The organism is Achromobacter sp. D10 (genome assembly GCF_035282245.1).
GTDB classification, from domain to species: domain Bacteria; phylum Pseudomonadota; class Gammaproteobacteria; order Burkholderiales; family Burkholderiaceae_B; genus Achromobacter; species Achromobacter insolitus.
Genome location: NZ_JAYJLE010000007.1, coordinates 44207 through 67965 on the forward strand (window position 1 = coordinate 44207; position 23759 = coordinate 67965).

General features: G+C 65.7%; 20 protein-coding genes. 7 read left to right on the forward strand and 13 right to left on the reverse strand.

Annotated features, from left to right (window positions below; genetic code table 11):
• Positions 1-78: 78 nt before the first annotated feature.
• The 13 genes from VCS63_RS19495 to VCS63_RS19555 all read right to left on the reverse strand — a co-directional run bounded on the left by VCS63_RS19495 (position 79) and on the right by VCS63_RS19555 (position 13772).
• Positions 79-1356: a glycosyltransferase WbuB gene (locus VCS63_RS19495; protein ID WP_323880786.1), complete on the reverse strand. Its 1278-nt coding sequence runs from the start codon at positions 1354-1356 to the stop codon at positions 79-81.
• Positions 1353-1913: a putative colanic acid biosynthesis acetyltransferase gene (locus VCS63_RS19500; protein WP_042794438.1), complete on the reverse strand. Its 561-nt coding sequence runs from the start codon at positions 1911-1913 to the stop codon at positions 1353-1355. The genes VCS63_RS19495 and VCS63_RS19500 overlap by 4 nt, the downstream gene beginning before the upstream one ends.
• Positions 1910-2797: a glycosyltransferase family 2 protein gene (locus VCS63_RS19505; RefSeq protein WP_042794437.1), complete on the reverse strand. Its 888-nt coding sequence runs from the start codon at positions 2795-2797 to the stop codon at positions 1910-1912. The genes VCS63_RS19500 and VCS63_RS19505 overlap by 4 nt, the downstream gene beginning before the upstream one ends.
• A 13-nt stretch (positions 2798-2810) precedes the next feature.
• Positions 2811-3941 (reverse strand): glycosyltransferase, encoded by a 1131-nt coding sequence (locus VCS63_RS19510; RefSeq protein ID WP_042794436.1) that lies wholly within the window; start codon positions 3939-3941, stop codon positions 2811-2813.
• A complete protein-coding gene (locus tag VCS63_RS19515; RefSeq protein WP_063961671.1) occupies positions 3934-5229 on the reverse strand; it encodes an O-antigen ligase family protein in 1296 nt (431 codons plus the stop codon). Before VCS63_RS19515 ends, VCS63_RS19510 begins: the two co-directional genes overlap by 8 nt.
• Before the next feature lie 29 nt (positions 5230-5258).
• Positions 5259-6161: a glycosyltransferase family 2 protein gene (locus tag VCS63_RS19520; RefSeq protein ID WP_042794434.1), complete on the reverse strand. Its 903-nt coding sequence runs from the start codon at positions 6159-6161 to the stop codon at positions 5259-5261.
• 20 nt (positions 6162-6181) lie between these two features.
• On the reverse strand, positions 6182-7498 hold the full coding sequence (locus tag VCS63_RS19525; RefSeq protein ID WP_063961672.1) for a lipopolysaccharide biosynthesis protein: 1317 nt from the start codon (positions 7496-7498) through the stop codon (positions 6182-6184).
• A 38-nt stretch (positions 7499-7536) separates the two neighbouring features.
• Positions 7537-8490, reverse strand: coding sequence for a GDP-L-fucose synthase family protein (locus tag VCS63_RS19530; protein ID WP_042794433.1), 954 nt, complete (start codon positions 8488-8490; stop codon positions 7537-7539).
• Between the two features lie 6 nt (positions 8491-8496).
• Positions 8497-9606, reverse strand: a complete 1110-nt coding sequence (gene gmd, locus VCS63_RS19535) for a GDP-mannose 4,6-dehydratase (protein WP_013395110.1) — start codon at positions 9604-9606, stop codon at positions 8497-8499.
• A gap of 10 nt (positions 9607-9616) precedes the next feature.
• The gene (locus VCS63_RS19540) at positions 9617-9979 is read right to left on the reverse strand and encodes a VanZ family protein (protein ID WP_042794432.1); all 363 of its coding nucleotides are present in this window, start codon (positions 9977-9979) and stop codon (positions 9617-9619) included.
• Positions 9980-10427: 448 nt separating this feature from the next.
• Positions 10428-11858 carry a mannose-1-phosphate guanylyltransferase/mannose-6-phosphate isomerase gene (locus VCS63_RS19545; protein ID WP_278488700.1) on the reverse strand — a complete coding sequence of 477 codons (1431 nt, stop codon included), beginning with the start codon at positions 11856-11858 and terminating at the stop codon, positions 10428-10430.
• A gap of 5 nt (positions 11859-11863) precedes the next feature.
• A complete protein-coding gene (locus VCS63_RS19550; RefSeq protein WP_157123420.1) occupies positions 11864-12316 on the reverse strand; it encodes a GDP-mannose mannosyl hydrolase in 453 nt (150 codons plus the stop codon).
• A 46-nt stretch (positions 12317-12362) separates the two neighbouring features.
• The gene (locus VCS63_RS19555) at positions 12363-13772 is read right to left on the reverse strand and encodes an undecaprenyl-phosphate glucose phosphotransferase (RefSeq protein ID WP_063641146.1); all 1410 of its coding nucleotides are present in this window, start codon (positions 13770-13772) and stop codon (positions 12363-12365) included.
• 242 nt (positions 13773-14014) lie between these two features.
• Between VCS63_RS19555 and VCS63_RS19560 the strand changes: the two genes are divergently transcribed.
• The 7 genes from VCS63_RS19560 (at position 14015) to VCS63_RS19590 (ending at position 23653) form a co-directional block, all read left to right on the forward strand.
• Positions 14015-15151: a polysaccharide biosynthesis/export family protein gene (locus VCS63_RS19560; protein WP_042794429.1), complete on the forward strand. Its 1137-nt coding sequence runs from the start codon at positions 14015-14017 to the stop codon at positions 15149-15151.
• A 61-nt stretch (positions 15152-15212) separates the two neighbouring features.
• Complete coding sequence (locus VCS63_RS19565; protein ID WP_063961673.1) at positions 15213-17474, forward strand: GNVR domain-containing protein; 2262 nt, start codon at positions 15213-15215, stop codon at positions 17472-17474.
• Between the two features lie 21 nt (positions 17475-17495).
• Complete coding sequence (locus tag VCS63_RS19570; protein ID WP_323880790.1) at positions 17496-18899, forward strand: phosphomannomutase/phosphoglucomutase; 1404 nt, start codon at positions 17496-17498, stop codon at positions 18897-18899.
• A 13-nt stretch (positions 18900-18912) separates the two neighbouring features.
• Positions 18913-20580 (forward strand): glucose-6-phosphate isomerase, encoded by a 1668-nt coding sequence (pgi, locus tag VCS63_RS19575; protein WP_063641148.1) that lies wholly within the window; start codon positions 18913-18915, stop codon positions 20578-20580.
• A gap of 14 nt (positions 20581-20594) precedes the next feature.
• Positions 20595-21644: a UDP-glucose 4-epimerase GalE gene (gene galE / locus VCS63_RS19580; RefSeq protein ID WP_238913483.1), complete on the forward strand. Its 1050-nt coding sequence runs from the start codon at positions 20595-20597 to the stop codon at positions 21642-21644.
• A 182-nt stretch (positions 21645-21826) separates the two neighbouring features.
• Entirely contained in the window at positions 21827-22774 is a 948-nt protein-coding gene (epsC, locus tag VCS63_RS19585; RefSeq protein WP_042794426.1) for a serine O-acetyltransferase EpsC, read from the forward strand.
• Between the two features lie 60 nt (positions 22775-22834).
• Positions 22835-23653: an NAD-dependent protein deacetylase gene (locus tag VCS63_RS19590; protein ID WP_042794424.1), complete on the forward strand. Its 819-nt coding sequence runs from the start codon at positions 22835-22837 to the stop codon at positions 23651-23653.
• Positions 23654-23759 lie beyond the last annotated feature (106 nt).

Here is a 23759-nt window from a genome sequence, read left to right on the forward strand (position 1 = left end):
CCCGATTCCGATCGCGCTCGCGCAAGCGATCCGCGGCGCGGCCGGACCGCGGCTTTGGCGCAGCAGGCGGATGGCGGGCTATCGCGGTCCGGTATTCGCGTCGGATTCGGTTGGACGAGCGGCGGGTTTGCCCTTGGCCGAGATCAGCGCCTCGAACTCCTGTTCGGCTGCGACCAGCACGCTGTCCACGTGCAGATGGGCTTGCGCATACTGGCGCGCGGCGGCGCCCAGCGTTTCGCGGATCTGGGCGTTGTAGCTGAGCTTGCGCACGGCTTCGGCCATGGCGGCGCCGTCTTCCGGCGGAGTCAGCAGGCCGCAGCGCGCGACGACACCCGCCAATTCGGTGCCGGGCGCGGCCCCACACACTACCGGCCGGCCGCTGGCCAGCATGCCGGTCAGTTTGGATGGCATCACCAGGTCTGCGGCGCCAGCGCGTTGCGGCAGCAGGTGGATGTCGGCGGTGTTCAAAAGTTCGCCCAGGCGTTCGGCCGGCTGCAGGTCCAGGAAGACGACGCGGGGCAATCCCGCGCATTGCTCTTCAAGCGGCGCGCGCTCAGGGCCTTGCCCGCAGAACAGGAACCACAGGCGGGTTTCGCGATTGAGCCTGGCGGCGACGTCGGCCAGGGTCTGCAAGCCCTGCTTGCCGCCCATGTTGCCCGAGTACAGTGCGACGATGGCGTCATCGGGGATGCCAAGCTCCGCGCGGTAGCGGCCGCTGCCGCCTTGCGGCGCGATCGCGTCCACGTCTATCCAGTTGGGCAGCAGCACGGCGCATCCCGGCTCCACGCCTTTGGCCAGCGCCAGGTCCAGCATGCGGTTGGAAATGGTGGAGACGCGGTCGAAGCGGCGCATCAGCCAGCGTTCGGCGCGGCGTACCAGGGCGCGCAGACCGGCTCCCTTGAGCAGTCCCAGCTCAAAGGCGGCGTCGACTTCGTAGTCCTGGATGTGGAGCCAGGCGCTTGCGCCGCAAAGCCGCGCCGTCAGCCACGCGGCGGGCGCGCAGAAGAGGGCGGGCTCCACGACGAGGATGATATCCGGCCGCCCGGCGGCGGCGCGCAGCAGCGTGGGCAGGCTGGACAGGGCGAAGCTGGCCAGATGGATCAGGCGCTTGAGGCCGCCCGGCCGTTCGGGAACCCAGAGGGGCGCGCGGCGCACGGTGACACCGCGCAGGGTTTCCTTGCGATAGCGGCCGGCGCGGTAGCCCTCGTGCACCTGCCATTGCGGGTAATAGGGCGGAGCCGTCACCACACTGACGTCGTGACCGCGCGCGGCGAGCCATTCGGCCAGCTCGGCGCTGTATTTGCCTATGCCGGTGAGTTCGGGCGCGTAGTTGATGCCATAGATGAGGATCTTCATGCCGGGCCAGCCTGGCGCGGCCGGATCGGACGGCACGGGTTGCCATGGCACACCATGGCGGGGGGCATGTTGCGGAATACCGAGCTGCGCGCGCCGATCACGGCTTCGCGTCCCACGGTCACGCCGGGACCGATGAAGACATCCGTCGCCACCCAGGCGCCGTCCTCGATGCGCACGGCGCGCTCGCGCAACGGAAATTCGGGCTGCCCGGCGTCGTGGTCGGCGGCGCACAGATAGCTGCGCTGCGACACCACCGCATGGGCGCCGATCTGGATGGGCCCCAGGCTGTAGATGACTGCCTCGTCCCCGATCCAGGCATAGTCGCCGATCTGCACTTTCCACGGATAGGTCACGGTGGCGGTGGGCCGGATCAGCACCTTGCGTCCGACCTGGGCGCCAAAGCAGCGCAGCAGCCAGCGGCGAAAGCCATACGCCACCTGCGGCGACCAGCGGAACAGCGTGGCCTGCACCGTCCACCACAGCTGCACGGTCAGGGCAGAGCGGCCGCGCTGGCCAGGCGCGAGGGCAAAGCGGTCCAGGCGCTGCAGGGCGCTCATTTCGCAGCTCCTGCCACGGCATCGTCCCGCGCCGCGGTGGCGCTGGCCTGCCGCGCCTTCTGGAGTTCCTCGGTCTTGATGCGGATCTGCCAGTAATACATGGCGCGCGCCACCGCATAGTCATAACCGGCCTTGCCATCCAGGAAGCCCAGGCGCAAGACGTAGGAATGCAGGAACGAGATGGGCGCCTTGAACGGCATGGCCTGGAACAGGCGCTTGAGCAGGGCGCGCGCGCCGACGTTCGCCTCGCGCGGATCGTTCATCAGCCCTTTCGTGCGCAGGTTTGCTTCCCAGTCGGAATAGCGGTTGTGCTTGTCGAAGTAATGGAACAAGGAGTCGTGATCGTTGTGCACCATGCGCTGGCGCAGGGCAAAGGTTTCGCCTTCCACCTGCGGCTGATAGTGCCCTTCCACTTCCCACATGTGCGCCACGTCCAGGTCGTCATAGTCCAGGAAGCGCGAACGGTCGCGGGCCAGCAGGGCCAGCTTGTAGACGCGGTGTCCATGTTCGAGTTTCTTGCCGCAAAAAACATAGTCGAAAGGCACGAAGGCGCCGCCCGCGCCGGCGGCAAAGCGCGGCAGGACCTGGCGTATCTCGTCGGCCAACGCAGGCGTCATCTCTTCGTCCGCGTCCACGTACAGCACCACGGGATGCGAGAACGGCAGCTGTTCCAGGCACCACTGCTTCTTCTTTGGATACTTGCCGTTCCATTGGAAGTTCGAGACCTTGGCGCCCAGCGCCGTCGCCATCGCGCAGGTTGCGTCGGTGCTGTTGGAGTCCACCACGAACACTTCGTCGAATTCGGCCAGCGCCTTCAGGCACTTGTTGATGTTGCGTTCTTCGTTCTTCGTCATGACGACGACCGATACCGGTATCTTCTGCATGATGCTGTCCTGTTCAGGGCGTGCCGCGCTGCATCAGCGGGCGGAAGAGGGCGATGACGTTGCGGCAGTGCCTTTCCAGGGAGAAGGCGTCGGCCCTTTCGGGGCCCTGCGCCGCGAAGCGCTGGCGCATCTCCGCGTCATAGGCCAGGCGTCGCACCGCCTCGGCCAGCGCGGCGGCGTCGCCCACGGGAACCAACAGGCCGTAGCGTCCGGAGTCCAGGATTTCGGCGGGGCCATGCGGACAGTCGGTGGAGATCACCGGGACGCCCAGGCACAGCGCTTCCACCAGCACGTTGCCGAAGCTCTCGCGCAGGGAGGTCAGCGCGAATGCGCCGGCGCCCGCAATCACCGGGAACGGATTGTCGATATGGCCCGCCAACGTGACCGAGGTGCGGGAGGCATTTTCATTGATGCGCTTTTGCAAGGCGTCGTGCTCGGATCCCTCGCCCAGGATGGTGAAGCGGATGCCGGGGTCATCCAGCAGCGCGGCGGCATCGATCAGCGTGGCGTAGTCCTTCACGGCTTCCAGGCGCCCCACCGCCACCACATGGTAGGGCGCGGGTTGCGCGGGCTCGCTCTCGCCGCGGCCGCCCTGCGCGCGGACATTGTCCAGCGGCACGCCGTTATAGATGGTGTGGACCTTGCCGCGCAGCGGCGGGAACATGCTGACCAGGTCCTCCTTGACGCCGCGCGATACGCCGACGACCGCATCGTGGCGGCGATAGGTCTGGCTGACCAGCCAGCATTTCAGGCGGCGCATGCGCGAAGCCCCGTAATGGATGGCGGGGCTGCTGTGTTCGAAGGCCACCGTGCGGAACTTGCCGCGCAGCAGCTTCTTGGCCACGATGACCAGCATGTTGCACAAGAGGCCATGCGAGCAGACGATGGCGGGCTTGTCCCGCCGGATCTGCTGAAGCAGCCGGAAGAAGGCCAGCGGCAACATCAGCCGCAGCGCCGCGGGAGATTCATTGACTGGCAGGGCTCGGGTCACCTTAGGGTTGGAGACGGGATATTCGCGGATGCGCGAGCGCAGCAGGAACAAGGCGGAATCCACCCCTTGTTCCGGTAAGGCATCCACGATGAAGGCGACACATCTTCCTACGCCGCCGTGCAGGTCCGGCGCGACAAACAAGACATCAGGCATGTGGGATCACTCTAGTTGGCGTCCGGCGCGCAACGTCCGGGCGGTGGCTGGGGGCGGATGTCGTTCTTTGTTCGGGCACGGGCATGATCTGGGCATTGCGCATCAGCGACAGGCAATAGCACAGCAGGAACCCGGTGAAGGCGGTCTTGGGCGCGTAGGCCAGGCCGCCGGAAAGCGAATCGATGAAGATGTAGATGGGGACGGTGGCCAGCAGATAGCGCCGGTGCAACTCCAGCCCGGGGTGGGCGTATCGCCTGAGCAGCGTCAGCAACAGGATGAGCAGCGGCGGCAGCATGATCATGATGGTGCCCACCACGCCGAACTTCATCAGGTAAAAGGCCCAGGAGTTATGGGCGAAGGTGCTCAGCTCGAAACCGTTTTCGCCCATGACCCAGCTGCGAAAGCCCGCGCCTTTGCCGAACACGGGGCTTTCCGCGAAGAAGTCCATCTGCCCTTGCATTTCCTGGATGCGAGCGCCGTAGCTGGAGTCTTCGTCCAGACGCTCCACGCTGAAAATGCGGTTCGTCAGCACATCCAGGTAGCCGATACTGGCAAAGACCAGCACGCCGGCCACCGCTGCCGGCGCGAAGATCAGCACGGCGCGCCGGCGGATTTCGGGGCCGGCGCCCAGCAGCACGGCGATGAAGACCGAGACCGCAAGCTGCAGGTACTGGCTGCGGTTAAGCGAAAAGACCAGCGCCAACAGCATGTAGACCGTCAGCGCGTAGGCCTTGGGCCCGGTGACATTGAGCGTGCGCCGGAAGTACAGCAGCGACACCACGCCAAGCGGGATGGCCCAGACACCCAACCGCACGTTGCGCAGCGGGTTGGACACGCTGAAGCCCTGCAGCTGTTCCGCCAGCATCAGCGTGGCGACAGCCAGGCAGGCGGCCACGATGTACTTCTGCAGCACGGCATAGGCGGCCGGGCTGTCGATGTCCTTGTAGCAAAGAAACGGCGTGCACAGGAAATAGAAGACGATGCGCAGATCCCGCGCCACGTCGCCGGTTTCGATGCCGGGGTGATGCAGCGAGACCAAGACCAGGTAGATCACGGACAGGGCCTGGATGCCCAGCAGCATGCCCAGCGTGCCGCGGGGCAAGGCATAGGCCGCTGGATCCGCAAGCCGCAACGCCTTGACCACCAGCATCGCGACGAACAGGAAATCGAAGGGCGACAGCTTGAAGCTGCCCACGCCCAGGACAAAGCGGTCGTCGTTCAGGGCCAGCGCCGTGAAGGCAAACAGGCCCAGCAGATGCAGGGTCGAAAGGCGGCGGTGCGTAGTCATTGCGGCTCTTCTCGGTGTGGGCTGTAGGGCTAATGCGCAGCCCAGTCATCGCGTCCGAAGATCTTGGTGGTCAGCTTTTCGAACAGATAGGACAGGTCGCCCTGGCGCGCATGCGCGGCCACCTTGGAAGCCCGGCAGGAAAGCTCGAACAGCTTGCCCAGGCCGGGTTCCGTGCGGCGGATGCGCGTGACGATCTGCTCGCGCTCTTCCAGCAGCACGTCCTGCATCAGCGCCGTCTTGGTTTCGTCGTGGGCGGTGTAAACGCCCATGGCGTCCGGCACGATCAGGTTCTTGCCCTCGCGCAGCAGCCGGCTCCACAGCTCCAGGTCCATGCAATAGCGCATGCTTTCCTGCAAGAGCCCGTACTTTTGCAGCAGGTCCCGGCGGAAGATGGCGGACTGGTTCGGGATGGACGCCTTGACGACCGTGAGCGTGCCGCGGTTGACGGGCGTGTAATGGATCTTGCGGAAGATGTTGTTGTCCGCGTCCGCCACGAAGAGGTTGCCGCTGACGATAGGCGCGCGCCCCTTGGAGGCGGCCGCGCCCAGCTTGCGCAGAGCGCCGGGGAAGTACAGGTCATCGGAGTTCTGCCAGCCCACATAGTCGCCCGTGGCGCGTTCGAAGCCCTTATTGATCGCATGCGACTGGCCGCGGTCCGGCGTGCTTTCCCAGTACGTCAGGTAGCGTTCGTACTTGCGGATGATGTCCACGCTGCCGTCGGTGGAGCCGCCGTCGATGATGATGTATTCCAGTCGCGGATAGCCTTGGTTCAGCACGGACAGAATGGTGCGTTCCAGGAAGCGGGCCTGATTGAACGAAGGGGTCACGATGGTCACTTTCGGCAACAGGCTGCCCGCGATGGGCGCCGGCGGCCGCAACTCGCGGACAAAGTCGATGAGCTGCCGTGAATAATCGTTATGACGCTTGCGCATGTAGGACCTCAGCATGTGAATTAACGGGTGGCCGCAGGCAACGCGCCCGGAAAGTCTGGGCGGGATTGACGGATGGCGAGAGCCACGCCGGCCAGCGTGATCGCCGCGTAGGCCATGCGGCCCCATGCCGCGGCGTGTTCGCCCGCCGCGTGTACCAGTCCCGCCATGACGCACAGCATCGCCAGCCCGCCCAGGCCGTTCAGGATGGCGACGGCGCGCGAGTTTCCGAGCCCGAGCAGCGAAAAGTGCGCGGCGGCGTTCAGCGACAGCAGCCCGGAGGCCACGATGAGCAACTGGAACGTTCCCAGATGGCCGGTGGCGACGTTGTCTCCGAGCAGCAGGTTCAGAAGAGGATGGCTGACCGCCAGCACCGCCAGCGTGGCGCTGGCCGACAGCGCCAGGTTCCACAGCATCATGCGGCGGATCTCGCGTTCCACCGCGCCGGGATAGGGCGGTGAGACCGACAGGCGGGTGACGCGCGGCATGGCCTTCTGGAAGATGGCGACCGACGCGGTATGGATGATCTGTCCGACCTGCACGCCGACCGTGTAGATCGCGAGCGCCGCCGGCCCCATGAGGCTGCCGACCAGCACCCGGTCCACCGACCCGAAGGCCAGGGCGCTCAGGCTGTTGAGCCACGACCAGCGCGAGAATCTGAAGGCGTCCATCATGGCGGCGCGGTCGCGCACCGGGCGCACCACGATGCGGCCATACGTGCGGGCGAATACGCGCATCTTCACGCTACCCGCCACCAGCAGCCCCAGCGCCTGCGCCAGGCCCGTCCAGGTGGGCGATGCCGTCATCCAGGCCGCAGCGCAGGCCAGGCCCATGGTGCCGGTCCGGCTGAAGACTTCGCACAGGGCCGTGGCGCGAAAGTCTTCGCGTCCCTTCAGGCAGCCGGAGAAAAGCTGGTCATATTGCTGGGTAAGGTAGATGGCCAGCGCCGGCATGGCCAGCATCGTCACCGCCACGCCGCCAAAGGTGGCCTCGGGCCATCCCAGGCCCACGACTCCCCACAGCAGCACCGCGGCCAAAGTCACGACCGCCAGCGCGCAGCCGATCAGGGACATGCTCACGCCTGCTGCGCGATAGGCCCCGCCCGGCTCGTGCATGCGTTCGGACACCAGTTTGGTGGCCGTCACGGCCGCGCCAAGATTGGCGGCGTTGCCGAACCCGGCCAACGCGATGATCATGGAATACTGGCCGAAGCCCACGGTCCCCAGCTGCCGGAACAGGATCGGCAGGGCCACCAGCGCCGCGACCGGGCCGATGCCATACTCCACCAGCCCCCAGAAGGAGGCATTGCCGGCGATGTGTTTCCTGAGGAATCCGAGCATGGGTGAGGCCTGTCGACATGAAGGTTCTGGCGAGGCCGTCAGGCCACGGGCAGCGCATGTTGCGTGCGTTCACGCAGGAAGTGGCCGTAAGCCAGCGTGATGCCATGCGTCAGTGATGTCTCCGGTTTCCAGCCCAGCGCTTGCACGCGCGCCGAGTCCATCAGCTTGCGCGGCGTGCCGTCGGGCTTGCTCGTGTCGTAGACAATGCTGCCTTCGTAGCCGACCACGCGGGCCACGAGCTTGGCCAGCTCGGCGATCGAGATGTCCTGCCCGGCGCCGATGTTGTAGATGCCTTCGGCTTGCGGGTGTTCCATCAGCATGACGCAGGCTTGGGCCAGGTCGTCCACGTACAGGAATTCCCGCAGCGGGGTTCCGGTGCCCCAGATCGTCACGCTTTCCTGTTCGGCTTCCCGGCCTTCGTGGAATTTTCGGATCAGCGCGGGCAGCACATGGCTGCTGTGCAGGTCGTAGTTGTCGTGCTGGCCATAGAGATTGGTCGGCATGGCGCAGATGAAGCGCGCGCCGAACTCTCGCTGATAGGCCTCGCACAGCTTCAAGCCCGCGATCTTGGCGATGGCATAGGGCTCGTTGGTGGCTTCCAGCGGCCCCGTCAGCAAGGCGTCCTCGCGGATCGGCTGGGGAGCTTCGCGCGGGTAGATGCATGACGAACCCAGAAACAGCAGCTTGCGCACCCCGGCCGCATACGCGGCGCGGATCACGTTGCACTGGATCATCAGGTTCTTGTACAGGAACTCCACCGGATGCGTCTGGTTGGCCAGGATGCCGCCAACCTTGGCCGCGGCCAGGTACACCACGTCGACCGGCGTGGTCGAGAAGAAGCGGTTGACCTGGTTCTGGTTCTCCAGGTCCAGCTCTTCCCGGCCTCGGGTCAGCACGTTACGGTAGCCGCGGCGCTGCAATTCGCGCGTGATCGCGGCGCCCACCATGCCGCGATGGCCGGCGACAAAGACGCGTTGCTCCAGGTTCGTCATGTCGTGCTACTCCTTGTAGGCGTAGATTTCGTAGCCGTTCTGTTCGACCAGGGCATCGCGCCGCGCATCTCGCAGATCGCTTTCCACCATTTCCTTGACCAGCTGCGCGAAGGAAGTGCGGGGCGACCATCCCAGTTTTTCGCGGGCTTTGGTCGGATCGCCCAGCAGGGTCTCCACTTCCGTGGGACGGAAGTAGCGCGGGTCCACCCGGACGATGACTTGGCCCGGCTTGATGTCGTGCACCGGGGAGAACAGCACGGTGGCGGTCTCTTCCAGGCCTTCGCCTTCCCAGGCCAGCAGGATGCCCAGCTCGCGGGCGGCGGTATTGATGAATTCGCGCACGCTGTACTGCATGCCGGTCGCGATGACATAGTCCTCCGGCGTATCCTGCTGCAGCATCAGCCACTGCATTTCGACGTAATCGCGGGCATGGCCCCAGTCCCGCAGGGCGGACAGGTTGCCCAGGTACAGGCACTCCTGCAGGCCGAGTACGATGCGTGCCAGGCCGCGGGTGATCTTGCGCGTCACGAAGGTCTCGCCGCGCTTGGGCGATTCGTGGTTGAACAGGATGCCGTTGCAGGCGTACATGCCGTAGGCTTCGCGGTAGTTCACGCTGATCCAGTAGGCGTACAGCTTGGCTGCCGCATACGGGCTGCGCGGATAGAACGGTGTCGTTTCCTTTTGAGGCGTTTCCTGCACCAGGCCATACAGCTCCGAGGTGGAGGCTTGGTAGAAACGGGCCTTGTTTTCCAGCTTCAGGATGCGGATGGCTTCCAGCAGGCGCAAGGTTCCCAGGCCGTCGGCGTTGGCCGTGTATTCGGGCTCTTCGAACGAGACGCCGACATGGCTTTGTGCGGCCAGGTTGTAGATCTCGTCGGGCTGCACCGACTGCACGATGCGGATCAGGCTGCAAGAGTCGGTCATATCGCCGTGATGCAGCACGAAATTGCGGGGCTGGTCGTGCGGATCCTGGTAAAGATGGTCGATCCGCGCGGTATTGAACAGCGAAGCACGCCGCTTGATGCCGTGGACCTCATAGCCCTTGGCCAGCAGAAACTCCGCCAGATAGGCCCCGTCTTGGCCGGTAACGCCGGTAATCAGTGCCCGTTTTGGCATGGTTGTATCCTTAAGACTTAGTGACTGCACGAAAGGAGCCGAAGGCTGCGGTACCAATGTGCAATGAGATTACTGTTGCACCAGCCGCGGAGATATCGGCCAAAAGGTCTAATAAATCAGCCTGTCGATACGGAACAAAGGACTGGATTGCTTCATCCAGTGCACCCAGGGCAGCGACCCCCAGAAGGGCCGTCAGCGCCGGGCGCCGGTTGACCGAGAAATAGATCAACGTAGTCAGGAAGGCGTAAGCCGCAAGATGCAGGCGCTTGTCCCCAAACGCATCCGACATCTCGGCGGCCAGGCCCGGCAGATTGCCCACCGTCACCAGCACGACAAAAAACAGCGCCGCCGCCGGCAGACAGATCCGCGCCATTCCCGGTCGCCAGAACCCCCTTTCGCCGCCGGGCCGCCCCAAGGCGAAAGGCGCCCCCTCGGGGGGCAGCGAGCGCGCGGAGCGCGCGTGGCGCGGGGGCTCTTCCCCTACGCCGCCGGGCCGCCCCAAGGCGAAAGGCACCCCCTCGGGGGGCAGCGAGCGCGCGGAGCGCGCGTGGCGCGGGGGCTCTTCCCCCACGCCGCCGGGCCGCCCCAAGGCGAAAGGCACCCCCTCGGGGGGCAGCGAGCGCGCGGAGCGCGCGTGGCGCGGGGGCTCTTCCCCCACGCCGCCGGGCCGCCCCAAGGCGAAAGGCACCCCCTCGGGGGGCAGCGAGCGCGCGGAGCGCGCGTGGCGCGGGGGGTCTTCCCCTACGCCGCCGGGCCGCCCCAAGGCGAAAGGCGCCCCCTCGGGGGGCAGCGAGCGCGCGGAGCGTGAGGGTTCTTCATCCTTAGACACGGCCATACATATCCTGGAATCTGACGATGTCGTCTTCGCCCAGGTAGGCCCCCGATTGCACCTCGATGATCTCCAGCGGGATCTTTCCGGGATTCTCCAGGCTGTGGATTTCGCCCAGCGGAATGTAGGTCGACTGGTTTTCGGTCAACAGATATTGCTTGTCGCCGTTGTAGATCCGGGCCGTGCCCGAAACCACGATCCAGTGCTCCGCGCGGTGATGGTGCATCTGCGAGGACAGGCGCGCGCCGGGCTTCACCGTGATGCGCTTGACCTGGTAGCGCGGCCCCTGGCCCACCGAATCGTAGGAACCCCAGGGCCGCTGCACCTCGCGGTGATGGTTCAGTTCGGAGCGGTGCTGCGTCTTGAAAATCTCGACCAGCCGCTTGACGTCCTGTGAGCGCGACTTGTGCGCCACCAGCACGGCGTCCGCGGTTTCGATCACGACGATGTCGTCCAGGCCCACCGATGCAACCAGCCGGCTGGTGGAGTGGATCAGGCAGTTGCGTGAATCCTCCACCATGACGTCGCCCGTCGTGGAATTGCCTTCCACCGTCTTCTGGGCGATGCCCCAGACCGCGTCCCAGGCGCCGACGTCGCTCCAGGAGGCCGCCAGCGGGATGACCACCGCGCTGTCGGTCCGTTCCATGATGGCGTAGTCCATGGAGTCGCTGGGGCAGGCCTCGAAGGAAGGCCCGTCCAGGTGGAAGAGCGAGTTTTCCCCGTGCCCGATGGCCACCGCCGCCTGTACCTGTTCCAGCATTTTGGGCGCCAGGCGCGCCATTTCCGACAGGAACACCGAGGCCTGGAAGGCGAACATGCCGCTGTTCCAGTAATAGCCCCCATCGTCGATGAAGCGTTGCGCGACTTCGGGAGATGGCTTTTCGACGAAACGGCGCACGCGGCGCGCCGGCGCCATGACCCCGGGCTCGTCCGCCTGGATGTAGCCATAGCCGCTGAGCGGCGCGGTGGGGGTTATCCCGAAGGTCACCAGCGCGCCCTGCAGGGCGGCCCGGTAGGCTTCGGCGAAAGCCGCGCGCAGCACCTCGCCGTCTTCCAGCACGTGGTCTGACGGCATGATGAGCATGACGGGGTCCTCCCCGTCGCGCATGGCGCGCAGGGTGGCCGCGGCGATCGCCGGCGCGGTGTTGCGCGCGTACGGCTCCAGGATCACCTCTACGTCCTTGATGCCCAGCTCCAGCGCCTGCTCCGCGGCGATGTAGCGGTGGGCGTCGTTGCATACCAGGGTGGGCCTGGCCTCGGCGCCGGCCGAACCCAAGCGCAGCAAGGTGTTTTGCAACAGGCTGCGGTCATCGGTCAAACGGATGAACTGCTTGGGCAGCAGTTCCCGCGACAACGGCCACAGGCGCGAGCCTGATCCACCGCAAAGTATGACTGCCCGGTACGGGGGAGGGGGGTTGGTCATGGCGCTCACTCCTTGAAGTAGGCCTGGGTGTAGGGGTGCACGCCGGGATCGGCGGCGATGGCCTCCGCGGGCAACCAGCGGTAACTGCGGTGCTGGGCCTGGGGCAGGCTGGAAATGTCCAAAGAAAGCTCCGCCTCATAGGCGAGGACGACGTAGTGGGTGGAGCGTCCGGCTTCACCCGCGAAATTGGTGCCATAGAAGTGTTCATAGACGCCGCGAGGAGTCCAGGACAGTTCCGTCTCCGGCACGCCGAGTTCGTCGCGGGCGATGCGGCGCAGCGCGTCGCGCAGCGTTTCGTTCTTACGGATGCGCCCGCCCGGCACGAACCAGGCGCCCTGGGCGGGCGGATTGGCCCGCAAGCCGGTCAGGTAGCGGCCGGCGGCGTCGCGCAGGAGCAGGTCGATGGACACCAGGGGCAACATCTCCACCGCCTGGCGGAACTCCGCCTGGGCAAGCAGTCCGCCGCGCGTGGCGGCCTTCTGGCGCTCGGGCCATCCCAAAGGTTTAGTAGACATTGCGGCCCGTCCATCCCGAGATCGCCGTGCGGGCGATGATCTGCAGGTCCATCCTGAACGTCCAGTGCTGGATGTAATAGATGTCGTGCTCGACCCGGTCGCTCATCTTGCGCAGCGTGTCCGTTTGCCCGCGCAGGCCATTGACCTGCGCCCATCCCGTGATGCCGGGCTTGACGCGGTGGCGCATCATGTAGCGCTGCACCAGGTCCTTGTACATTTCGTTGTGCTCCAGCGCATGGGGGCGGGGTCCCACCACCGACATGTCGCCCAGCAACACATTCAGGAACTGCGGCAGTTCGTCCAGGCTGGTGCGCCTGAGAAAGCCGCCGATGCGCGTGACGCGAGCGTCGTTGCGGGTCGCCTGGGTGACCACGCCTTGTTCCTGGTGCACGGTCATGGTGCGGAACTTATAGACGTGGAATACCTTGCCATCGACGCCCAGCCGCGGCTGGGTGAAGAACACGGGCCCGCGCGAGGTCGCCTTCACCAAGAGAGCCACCGTCAGCATCACCGGCGACAGCCCTATCAGCGCGCAGAGGGCAAAGCTGCGGTCGAAGATTTCCTTGGCCAGGCCGCGCACGCCCGCGGCAGGCAGGCTATTGAGCTGGATGGCCGGCAGGCCCAGGAATTCGCCGATGCGGTGCCCCAGCAGCTGGATGGACATCACATCGGGAATCCAGCGGATATCCACCAGGTCGTTGCGCAGGTGATAGAGGACTTCGCGCAGTTCCTGGCCGGCTTCCATCGGCAGCACGATCCAGATCTCCCGGACGTTGTGCTCATGCACGAAGCCATGCAACCCGTCCAGGTCATGCAGGCGGCGCACTTGCGGCGGCAGGTTCTCATGCGGTTCGGCATAGATCCCTGCCACTTCGTAGCCTGCGCCGCGGTATTGCTCCACCCGGCGCCACAGGTCGTGGCCCAGCGCGCCGAAGCCCACCAGCAGCACGCGCTTGCGGTCCAGCCCCCGGTCGCGCGCCGCGCCCAGTACCGCGTAGACCGCAATGCGTAAGCCTGCCAGTGTCAGCGCCGACATGACGAACCATGTAGCCGCCCACATGCGGGATATCGCGGCGGTCTGGTGCATGAGAAAACTGATGCAGATGCCCAGCGCGAAAACCACCGCCCAGGCCGCCAGGCTGCGCACGACCAGGTCGGTGAGCAGCCGGCCGCGCCACGATACATATAGCCGGAAGGCCGGGAAGATGGCGACGACGCCCAGCCCGCACAGGTAGATAAGGAACAGATGGATCTGCGGAGGATCCGCCAAGGCATCGTCCGAGAACTTCAAGCCGGTGGCAGTCAGGCCGCAGGCAATGACGATCGCGGCATCGAGCAAGCGGTAGAGATAGCTTGCTCCGCTGAATCTAGACGACGTGTCCGTTTGGGACGGGTCCATCGCGCACTCCTGTTCGTGGGGAGCCGCCGTGCGGAAGGCAAAAACGGTGCGCTGCCGCAAAGCTTGTGGCTACCGACAAAATCTTATTGAGTGCGCAACGCACCCGAAACCTCCAAACGATGTAGGAGAAGGCTTAGGACATCCGTCGAATGTGCGGGGCTAGGAAAAGAGAGTGGAATGTCGCAACCCGTTACGCATCGGGCTCACTCCAAGCAACGAAGTCATTCACAAGTGGATTTGCCATGACGACATTTTTCGGAACGTTGAGCCGAGCCATAGCCGCTATCGCGCTCGTGTCCTCGCTGGGCGCTTGCGCCTTGTCTCCCGGTATGACCTTTGACGCCAATCAGCTCGCGGATCCTCTGGACCCGAATTCAAAGGCCGTGATCAAGGAAATTACGCCGTCGCTGGTGCTTGAGGATCAGCGCGCGCGCCAGGCATTGCTCGACAACGAAGGTGTCGACAAGCTTTACGGAAAGTCCGGACCCTACCTCATCGGACCGGGAGACATACTCTCGATCGTCGTGTGGGACCACCCTGAACTCGTCCTTCCGACGCAAACCTACGCCATCGGGACTGGGGTGACCGAACTAGCCATTGGGGATACCGCCTCGGGCATTCCGGGCTATACGGTCTCATCCACTGGATATATCCAATTTCCCTATGCGGGATTGCTGAAAGTGGCCGGCTTGACGGAACTTCAGGCGCGCAATCTCATAGTGAATAGTTCAAGCAAGTACATCCAGGATCCGCAGATCACCGTACGCGTTCTGGGATATCGCAGCAAGCGCGTTTACGTGGACGGCGAGGTCAAGACGCCGGGTGCGATTGCGATCAACGATATTCCGATGACCCTGTTGGAAGCCATCAACAGGGCCGGAGGCATTTTGCCGACGGGAGATCGCAGCGCAGTGTACGTGATCCGCGATGGACGCCGTACTCGCGTGAACGTGCCGGCCCTGATCGAGCGTGGACAGGACCTGAATCAAGTGCTGCTGAAGTCGGGCGACATCGTCAGAGTGACGCCGCGCGACGACAGCAAGGTGTTCGTGATGGGCGAGGTGACCTTGCCTACCGCTGCAGTGATGCGTGACGGACGCATGTCGTTGACCGAGGCGTTGGGCTTGGCCGGAGGACCGAACCAGCTGACCTCGAATCCGTCGCAGATATTCGTTGTACGCAGCACGGAGCAAGCGACGCCGCTGGTGTTCCACCTGAACGCCGGCTCGCCGCAGAACCTTGCGGTGGCGGAGAAGTTCGAGTTGCAACCCAAAGATGTTGTGTTTGTGGACTCGGCCGGCCTGGTGCGGTGGAACCGCTTCATCAGCAACCTGTTCCCGAGCGCGCAAACGGTACAGACCGTGAAAGCCATAGATTAGTCCGCCTTAAACCACGCCTGGGGACGCCGCGACCGCGGCGGCGTCTTCTCTGGAGAGCTGCATGTCGTTGCCCATCGAATCGTTCGAGCCGTCCGTGCCGGCTCGTCAGCAGGAAACTCCGTTGACGTCCCACGTGGACGCCATCTTCTCCAACCGGTGGATGATCATTGCGATCACTCTGCTCGCATTATTGGGAGCGCTGACCTATGTGATGGTCACGCCCAAGGTCTACTCGGCTGACATCATCGTGCAGGTGGAAGAGGAAATGCCCCAGGGGCAAAGCCGCAGCCTGCTTGGCGACGTCTCTTCCATGTTCGATACCAAGGCCGAGACGTCGGGCGAAATGGAAGTGTTGCGCTCGCGCATGGTCGTAGGCCCCGCTGTCGACAAGTTCCTGCTGTACATCCAGGCCAAGCCGCGCTACTTCCCTGTGATCGGCGAATGGCTGGCGCAGCGCTACGAGAGCCTGCCGTATCCGTCGAGCTTCCCGCGCGGCGGCTATGCCTGGGGCGGCGAGGCCATTGCGATTTCGCAGCTGGACGTGCCCAACGAGTGGCTGGGCAAGCCCTTTCGCGTCACCACGCTGGGAGAAGGCCGCTACACCTTGAGCGACAAATTCACCGGCGCCACGTTCAATGGCACCGTGGGCAAGCCCGAGCACTTCCGGCTGCCCGGCGGCGGCGCCATGGACGTGCACATCGATGCCTTGACCGGCCGTCCGGGCACCGAGTTCACCGTATCGCGCAGCTCGCGCCTTGCCGCCATCGAGGACGTGCAGTCGCGGCTGGGAATTTTCGAGCGCGGCCGGACCTCGGGCGTGATCGGCGTCACGCTGGAAGGCAATGATCCCGCGCTGACCACGGCGGTGCTGAACCAGATCGGCCAGGAGTACGTGCAGCAGAACGTGAACCGCAAGTCGGCGCAGGCCGAGAAGTCCCTGGTGTTCCTTGAACAGCAGCTGCCGGTGCTCAAGGGCGAATTGGACGCGGCCGAGACCAAGTACAACTCCTTGCGCAACAAGCGGGGAACCATCGACCTGAGCGAAGAGGCCAAGCTCATCCTCGCGCAATCGGTGGACGCCCAGACGAAGGTGATGGAACTGCGCTCCAAGCGTCAGGAGATGATCACGCGCTTTGCGCCGACCCACCCGGCCATCGTGTCGCTGGATCGCCAGATCGCGGGCCTGACCGGGGACGTGAACCGCATCGGCAACAACATCCGGCAGCTTCCCGACCTGGAGCAGGACGTGGTGCGCCTGGTGCGCGACGTGCGCGTCAACACCGAGCTCTACACTGCGCTGCTCAACAACGCCCAGCAACTGCGCCTGATCCGTGCGGGCAAGGTGGGCAACGTGCGCATCCTGGACTCGGCGGTGCAGCCCGACAAGCCGGTACGCCCGAAGGCCGCCATCATCATCGGCGTGGCGACCGCCTTCGGCCTCATCTTCGGCATGCTCTGCGCCTTTGTCCGCAACGCCCTGTTCGGCGGCTTGTCCGAACCCGACGACGTCGAGCGCCATACCGGCTTGCCGGTGCTGGCCGCCATCCCGTACAGCGACATGCAGGACAAGCTGTGGCGGCGCAGCCGGCGCAAGAACGCGATGGTGCCCGCGCTGCTTGCGCAGAGCCAGGGCAACGCGCCACCCATAGAAAGCCTGAGATCGTTCCGCAACGTGCTGCAGGCGTCGCTGCGCCAGTCCGCCAACAACATGGTCATGTTCACCGGCCCGGTGGCGGGCGTGGGAAAGTCGTTCCTGTCGGCCAACTTCGCCTTCATCCAGGGCGGCGTGGGCAAGCGGGTGCTGCTGATCGACGCTGACTTCCGCAAGGGCCAGCTCAACCGCTACTTCGGCGTGCCCAAGGAGGACGGCCTGTTCGAAGTCCTGTCGGGCACGATACCGTTGACCCAGGTCCGCAAGCACAGCGTGTCCGAGGGCGTGGACTTCATCGCCACGGGCGCGGTCACCTTCGACCCTTCCGAACTGCTGGCCTCGCCCGTTTTTGGCGCAACCCTGCGCGAGCTCGCATCGCAGTACGACATGGTCATCCTGGACACGGCGCCCGTGCTGTCGTCTCCGGACGCGGCCGTGGTCGGCACGCATGCCGCCGCGGTAATGGTGGTGGTGCGCTCGGGCATGAACACGGTGGGGGAAATCCGTGAAACGGCCAAGCGCCTGATCCAGGCCGGCGCGCCCGTGGATGGCGTGCTCTTTAACGGTCTCAAACTCCTGCCGGAACGCTTCGGCTTCCGGTCCAAGTACGGCAGTTATCGCTACTCCCGTGCGGCGTATTACGGCGATTTCAAACAGAACGGCCCTAAATAAACGCCACCCGGAGAAACTGGCATGCACGGAACTTTTGGCTGGGATACGCCGCAAATTCTGGATGCGGTTTTCAAGGCTTATGACATACGCGGCACAGTGCCGGACGAGATCGACGCGCGGTTTGCGCACAGCCTGGGGATGGCGGCGGGGACCCAGGCGCGGGAGCAAGGGGCCCGGTCGATCGTGGTGGGGAGGGATGGCAGGCTGAGCAGCGTCGAGCTGGCGGCCGCCTTGCAGGCAGGCCTGCGCTCGACCGGCATGCATGTCATCGACATCGGCATGGCCACCACGCCGATGGTGTACTTCGCGACACGATTGATGGACACGGGCGCGGGCATCGCGGTCACGGGCAGCCACAATCCGCCCGCGCACAACGGCTTCAAGATCGTGCTGGACGGCGCGTCCTTGTATGGCGAAGGCATCACCGCGCTGCGCGACGCAATGCGCCTGCCGATCGAGTCGGCCAGCGCCGCGGGCGGGCGCACGCAGATGCAGATCATGCCGTGCTATACGGCACGCCTGATGGGCGACATCCGCATGGCGCGGCCCATGAAGATCGCCATCGATTGCGGCAATGGCGTGGCCGGCGCCGCGGCGCCGGCGTTGTTCCGCGCCCTTGGCTGCGAAGTGGTCGAGCTGTTCTGCGAGGTCGACGGTTCGTTCCCCGGCCACCATCCGGATCCGGCCGACCCGCAGAACCTGCAGGATCTCATCTACTGCCTGCGCTATTCCGATTGCGAAGTCGGCCTGGCGTTCGACGGTGACGGCGACCGGCTGGGCGTGGTGACCAAGACGGGCCAGATCATCTGGCCGGATCGCCAGCTGATCCTGTTTGCGCGCGACGTGCTGTCGCGCAACCCGGGCGCCGAAATCATCTACGACGTCAAATGCAGCCGCCACGTGGCCCGCGCGATCACCGAGGCCGGCGGCAAGGCGACGATGTGGAAGACCGGCCATTCGCTGATCAAAGCCAAGATGCGGGAGACCGGCGCGCTGCTGGCCGGCGAGATGAGCGGCCACATCTTTTTCAAAGAGCGCTGGTATGGCTTTGACGACGGCATCTACGCGGCGGCGCGGCTGCTGGAGATCCTGTCTGGGGCGCCAGATCCGTCGGCATTGCTGGAAAGCCTGCCGCAGTCCTGCGCCACTCCCGAAATCAAGCTGGAAACCGCGGAAGGCGAGCAGTTCGATCTGGTGGCGGCGCTGCGCGCGCAAGGGCAGTTCCCCGGCGCGCAGTCCATCAACGACCTGGACGGCATCCGCGTGGACTACGCCGACGGCTTCGGCCTGGCGCGTCCGTCCAACACCACACCGACGGTGGTATTGCGTTTTGAAGGGGACACCGTGGCCGCATTGGCCCGTATCGAGGAGGACTTCCGCAACGCGTTCCGGCGCATTGCCCCTCATGTTCGTTTACCGTTTTAAGGAGCATCACGCGATGGGAAAGGCCAAATATGCGGTTGAGGCGCTAAGGGCGAATTCGGGCCTGGCGGACAGCCCGGAGTGGCAGGCGTTCGCGCAGGCCGCGCGCGCCGCGGAGCTGGATGGTGCCGCGCTTAAGGTCATCGAGGCAGCGGGTCTGTGCGTGGACCTGAGCATGCAGCGGCAGTCGCCGGCGCTGGAAGCCGCGGCCATGTCGCTGCTGCAGGCGCGCGGCGTGGCGGATGCGCGCCAGGCGCTGTTCGCGGGAGAGCCGGTCAACTGGACCGAAGGCAAGCCGGCCTGGCATACGGCGCTGCGCGCCGGGCGCACGCGGGAGCAGCCCGATGGGCAGGACGCGGACTCCGTCTGCGAGCATTCGCGCATGACGGACTTCGTGCGCCGGGTCGACCAGACGGCCGATTTCAATACGGTGCTGCATATCGGCATCGGCGGCAGCGATTGGGGGCCGCGCCTGGCGGTCCAGGCTTTCGGAGGCGCGTCGCAACGCCGGCAGATCCGCTTCGTGTCCAATATCGACGGCCATGCCTTCCATGACGCAGTGGCCGGGCTGGATCCGCGCCGCTGCCTGGTGGTGGTGTCCTCCAAGTCCTTCACCACCGCCGAGACGCTGCACAATGCGCGGGCCGCCATCGCGTGGCTCAAGCAGGGCGGCGTGGCCGACGTTTCGGAGCATTTGGCGGCGGTCACCGCCAATGTGTCGGCGGCGCGCGCGCTGGGCGTACCTTCCAGCCAGATATTCAAGATGTGCGACTGGGTGGGCGGCCGCTACTCCGTCTGGTCGGTGGCGGGCCTGTCGATCGCGCTGACGGTTGGCGCCGACGTGCTGATCGGCATGCGGGCGGGCGCCGAAGCGATGGACCAGCACTTCCAGCAGGCGCCATTCGCGTCCAACGCGCCCATCCAGCTGGCGCTGGCGGGCCTGGTCAACTGCAGCGTGCTCGGGCATAACTCGCTGAATATCGCGGCGTACAGCGCGCGCCTGCTGCACCTGGTCACCTACCTGCAGCAGCTGGAAATGGAATCGCTGGGCAAGCGCGTGGCGGGCGACGGCGCGGCGGTTGGCGTGCCCACGGCTCCCATTATCTGGGGCATGCCAGGCACCGATGGCCAGCACACCTTCTTCCAGTGGCTGCATCAAAGCGAGGACGGCGCGCCGGTGGACTTCATCGCCAGCCTGCAGGGCCATGCGGACAGTCCGGACGCGCACCGCATGCTGCTGGCCAACTGCCTCGCGCAGCGCCAGGCGCTGCTGCGCGGCAAATGCCTGGAGCAGGCCTTGATGGACGTGGCGCACATCGATGACCAGGAGCGCGCGCTGAGCCTGGCGCAGCACATGGTGCATCCGGGCGGACGGCCCTCCACCCTGATTGTGTTGCGCCAGCTGGATCCGCGGGGGCTGGGCGCGCTCTTGGCCCTGTACGAGCACAAGGTGTTCGTGCAGAGCGTGGTCTGGGGCATCAATCCCTTTGACCAATGGGGCGTGGAGCTCGGCAAGCGCCTGGCCACCGGCATCGAGCGCGAGTTGGCGGTGCCCGTGTCCGCGGGCGTGGTGGATTGGGGGCATGACGCGTCCACCTCGTATTGGATCGACCGCTACCGCAGCCACGCGCAGGCGCCGCGTCCGCGCCACGCCTGGGTGCCCGGTGTGGCCGCGCATCTGTGAAGGAGGCCGCGTCCATGCCGGACCTGCATGTGTTGGTGACGGGCGGCGCCGGCTATATCGGCACGCACACGCTGGTGGCGATGGTGGCGGCGGGCCAGCGGCCGCTGGTGCTGGACAACTTCAGCAACGGCAGCCGCGAGGCCGTGCGCCGCGTCGAACGTCTGTGCGGTGTGGAGATTCCCCTGGTGGAAGGGGACATCCGCAGCCCCGGGCTGGTCGAGTCCGTGCTGGCCGAGTCCGCCGCGCGCGGCGCGGCGGTGAAGGCGGTGCTGCACCTGGCCGGCAGCAAGGCGGTGGGGGAGTCCGTCGCCGATCCCCTCAAGTACTACGACAACAATGTTGGCGGTTCGGTGGCGCTGCTGCGCGCCATGCGCGAAACAGGCGTGTCGCGCATGGTGTTCAGTTCGTCCGCCACCGTATACGGCGAGCCTCGCTATCTGCCGTTCACCGAGGCGCACCCCTTGGCGCCCACCAATCCCTATGGCCGCACCAAGCTGATGGTGGAGGAAATCCTGCGCGACGCCTGCGCCGCGGACCCGGCCTTCAGCGCCGTCACGCTGCGCTATTTCAATCCCATCGGCGCGCACCACAGCGGGCAGATCGGCGAAAGCCCGCGCGACGTGCCGAACAATCTGTTCCCGTTCATCACCCAGGTAGCGGTGGGCCGCCAACCCTTTCTGCGGGTATTCGGCGACGACTACGACACCGTGGACGGTACGGGAGTGCGCGACTACCTGCACGTCATGGACCTGGCGCAGGGGCATGTGCAGGCGTTGGCGTACTCGGAAGGCCATCCCGGGTTCGTGGCGGTGAACCTGGGCACGGGGCAGGGCACCAGTGTGCTGGAGCTGGTGCACGCCTTCGAACGGGTCAATGGCTGTCGGATTCCGGTGCGCACGCAGGCCAGGCGTCCTGGCGATATCGAACGGATGTGGGCGGATCCGGCCCTCGCGGCCTCGCTGCTGGGCTGGCACAGCACGCATGACGTGGATGCCATGTGCGCGGACGGCTGGCGTTGGCAGCAGGGGAACCCGCAAGGTTACGAGCAGGACGCCCCGCCATAACCCCTGCGGCGTGTCGGCTGGTTTCCGCGAAAACGGCGGGAGCGGTTACAGTGGACGGAAATATTGCGAAGCAGCATCGCGCGGCGGCCCGGGCCGCCGCGCAAGCACCGTCAACGAGGCGCACCCATGTTTGAATTCACTCCGTTTTCCCGTCGCGCCGGTTCCCGGCAGGAGCCGCGTTCATGAGCGGGCCGACCTACAGCGCGCCGGCTCACTGGAACCTGGACAGCATCGTGTCCGGCCTGCGCGAAGCGCGCGTGGCCTGGCGCGGTCCGCGCGGCCGTTTGCGCGAAGATGCCGGCCTGCGCGAGTTCCCCTCGCAGGAAAGCCTGCGCCAGATCGTCAAGGATCTCTGCGGCGCCCTGTTCCCCATGCGCTTGGGGCCGATAGACCTGCGCGAAGAGGTCGAGGACTTCTACGTCGGGCATACCATCGGCGCGGCGCTCGACGCGCTGCTGCACCAGGTCTGTCTTGAACTGCAATACGTGGGCCGGCCCGAACAGGCTGCGCCCGCGGATACGCGCCAGCGCGCGATCGAGATCGTGCGCCAGTTCGGCGCCGAACTGCCCCGCGTGCGCGCGGCGCTGGACCTGGACGTGACCGCCGCCTACCAGGGCGACCCGGCCGCGCACAACGTGGACGAAGTGCTGCTGTGCTATCCGGGCGTGGCGGCCATGATCCATCACCGCCTGGCCAATGTGCTGTACCGCCTGGGCGTGCCCATGCTGGCGCGCATCGTGGCGGAGATCGCGCATGCGGACACGGGCATCGACATCCACCCGGGCGCCACCATCGGCCGCAGTTTCTTCATCGACCACGGCACGGGCGTCGTGATCGGCGAGACCGCCATCATCGGCGACCGTGTGCGCCTCTATCAGATGGTCACCCTGGGCGCCAAGCGCTTCCCGCCGGGTGAAAACGGCGAACTCAAGAAAGGCCTGGCGCGCCACCCCTTGATCGAGGACGACGTGGTGATCTACGCTGGCGCGACGATTCTGGGCCGCGTCACCATTGGCAAGGGCTCGACCATCGGCGGCAACGTCTGGCTGACCCGCAGCGTGCCGCCGGGCAGCAACGTGACCCAGGCCAGCCTGGTCAGCGACATGCCCGACTGTGGGCTGGGCGGCTGAACGGCGATTGCGGCCAGCGCCGCCGCGCGCCCGCGTGGCGGCAGGCACTTAGGAGCCTGGATGGACACACGAGTCTCTGATCTGGCCGCGCTGCGCGGCTTTGTCGACCGCCACCCGCGGCTGTTCGTGCTCACCGGAGCGGGCGTCAGCACCGACTCCGGCATTCCCGATTACCGCGACACCGAAGGTGAATGGAAGCGCAAGCCGCCCATGACCCTTCAGACCTTCATGGGCGGACACCTGGCGCGGGCGCGCTATTGGGCGCGCAGCATGGTGGGCTGGAGACGTTTCGGCCACGTGCAACCCAATGCGTCGCACCGGGCGCTGGCACGGCTGGAGTCGCGCGGCCGTGTTTCGGTACTGGTTACCCAGAACGTCGATGGCCTGCACGAAGCCGCCGGCAGCCGCGAGGTCGTGGACTTGCACGGCCGGCTGGACGCGGTGCGCTGCATGACATGCGACTGGCGCGGCGGCCGCCAGGCCTGGCAGGAAGCCTTGCTGGAGGCCAATCCGGACTGGGCGCTGCTGGATGCCACGGATGCGCCCGATGGCGACGCCGATCTCGAGGGCGAGGACTTCGCGAGCTTCAATGTGCCTCCCTGTCCGCGCTGCAACGGCATCGTCAAGCCGGACGTGGTCTTTTTTGGCGAGACCGTGCCGCGCGAACGCGTGGACAGGGCCAACACAGGCCTCATGAACGCGGACGCGGTGCTGGTGGTGGGGTCTTCGTTAATGGTGTATTCGGGCTACCGATTCGTGTCCGCGGCGGCGCGCAACGGCATGCCGATAGCTGCCATCAACCTGGGGCGCACCCGGGCCGACAGCATGCTGACCCTGAAAGTGGAACTGCCTAGTGCCGTGGCGCTGGACGCGCTGTAAAGCCGTCCGCGGGCGGCCGGTTTTTGACCGGTCTAAGCAAGTGCTTGCCCAGAAAAGGTTTTTTTCCGCTGTTACAGACCTTTCCATAGGGTTGTCCACAGGAACT